Below are 1,951 nucleotides of genomic sequence, written 5' to 3'. Positions count from 1 at the left end.
CGGCCAAGGACGCCGCCGATATGGACGTGCAGCTTGCGGCGGGGCATTTCGATCTTGTCGTGCTGGACGTGATGATGCCCGGTGAAGACGGCCTGTCGGCCTGTCGGAGGCTGGCCGATGACGGCACCGTACCAGTCATCATGCTGACCGCGCTTGGCAAAGAGGGCGACCGTATCGCCGGTCTTGAGATCGGCGCAGATGATTACCTAGCAAAGCCATTCAACCCGCGCGAGTTGCTGGCCCGGATCAAGTCGGTCCTGCGGCGGAGCAGGCGGCAGGACCCTCTGGCCGGGCGGCTGGCGGGGCACAGGGTGCGGTTCGAACATCTGGTGCTCGACACCGACCGGCAGATCCTCATTGATGACAACGCAGATGAAATCCCGCTGACCAGTTCGGAATTCCGGCTGCTTGTGGTCCTGCTGGAACGGGCGCGCATGGTGCTGAGCCGCGATCAACTGCTTGATCTCACGGCCGGGCGGACCGCCGGTCCTCTGGATCGCACCATCGACAACCAGATCAGCCGCCTGCGACGCAAGATCGAGCCCGATGTCCTGCGCCCCCGGATCATCAAGACGGTGCGCAACGGCGGGTACTGCCTGGCCACGGATGTGGAGGAGGAAGCGTGATATCGCGCCGCCGGATGTCGCTGCGGGTGCAGTTGACCCTGCTGGTCGTTGCGGCACTGGTCGCGGCGCAACTGGTCAGCCTGTTCTTGTTCGCGGATGAGCGCAGCCTTGCGATCCGCGCCGCGCTTGGCTTTGAAGCCGCCGGGCGCGCGGCAAACGTGGCGCGGCTGATCGAGGAAGCGCCTCGCGACCTGCATGCTTCGATCCTGCGGGCCGCGAACTCGCCGCTGGTGCGTTTCGAAATGGCGGATATAGCGTCGGTCCAGCACATGGATCATTCTGACGGCGGCCTTGTCGAAGCCCGTATCCGGACCTTGCTGGATGACAGTTTCAGCCGGGATATCCGCGTCGAGTTGCACCAGATCGAAGGGCAGCTGATGCCGCTGCCCAACCTGTCGCCGGAAATGACCGACATGCATATGGCGATGATGCGGGGTGAGCTGACGGCGGTGGAGATGAACCTCTCTATCGCGATCCGTGGCGGTCAATGGCTGAACGTGGGCACCCGTTTTGAACGGCCTCCGATCCAGTGGCCGCTCTATTCGATGCTGACCTTCGCCCTGTCGGCGGCGGTATTGCTGGTCGTGGTGATCTGGTTCGTGATGGCGCGCCTGACTGGCCCCCTCAGGCGGCTGGCCCGTGCGGCCGACAGTCTTGGACGCGGCGAAGATGTGGCCGAACTGCCCGTCGCAGGCCCAAGCGAGGTGCGCGATCTTACCCGTGCTTTCAACCGGATGCAGGACCGCCTGACTCGCTTTGTGGGGGATCGCACGCGGATGCTTGCCGCTTTGGGGCACGACCTGCGCTCACCGCTGACCGCTCTGCGGGTGCGCGCGGAGATGGTCGATGATGAGGAAACCCGCGACAGCCTTGTGGTCTCGGTACAGGAAATGCAAGGCATGGTCGATGCAACGCTGACCTTTGCCCGAGGGCTGACCGGATCCGAACGCCCTGAAACCATAGAACTGCATGATTTTCTCTCGGCCTTGCGCTCCGACATACCTGGCGGTTTCGATCTTGGCGCCGGGCCTGACACAAAGGCGCGCTTGCGGCCCAATGCCATCCGGCGGGCGCTGCGCAATCTTATCGAAAACGCCAATCGCTATGGCGGGGGCGCCTCGGTGGGCTGGCAGCGCGTGGGCGATACTGTTGTCCTGACGGTTGACGACAACGGCCCCGGCATTCCGGAGGACGAGGCCGAGAAAGTCTTTGATCCGTTCTACCGGCTTGAGGCGTCGCGATCGCTGGAAACCGGGGGGCATGGGCTGGGCCTGTCGATTGCGCGGACGATCATCCAGGCGCATGGCGGCGACATCACCCTCAGC

At 64.2% G+C, this 1,951-nt stretch carries 2 protein-coding genes; both read left to right on the top strand.

What is annotated here, in order from left to right; genetic code table 11:
- The coding region (locus tag C6W91_RS04005) for a winged helix-turn-helix domain-containing protein (RefSeq protein WP_370570450.1) at window positions 1-626 on the top strand (626 nt) is incomplete at its 5' end.
- Window positions 626-1,951 (top strand): ATP-binding protein (locus tag C6W91_RS04000; protein ID WP_370570451.1); only part of this gene is annotated, 1,326 nt, incomplete at its 3' end. The genes C6W91_RS04005 and C6W91_RS04000, both read left to right, overlap by 1 nt.

The sequence above is a fragment of the Phaeobacter sp. SYSU ZJ3003 genome (genome assembly GCF_041300735.1).
GTDB classification, from domain to species: Bacteria; Pseudomonadota; Alphaproteobacteria; order Rhodobacterales; family Rhodobacteraceae; genus Phycobacter; species Phycobacter gallaeciensis_A.
Note: the sequence above shows the minus strand (reverse complement) of the source record. Positions and strands in the feature narration are given on the sequence as shown.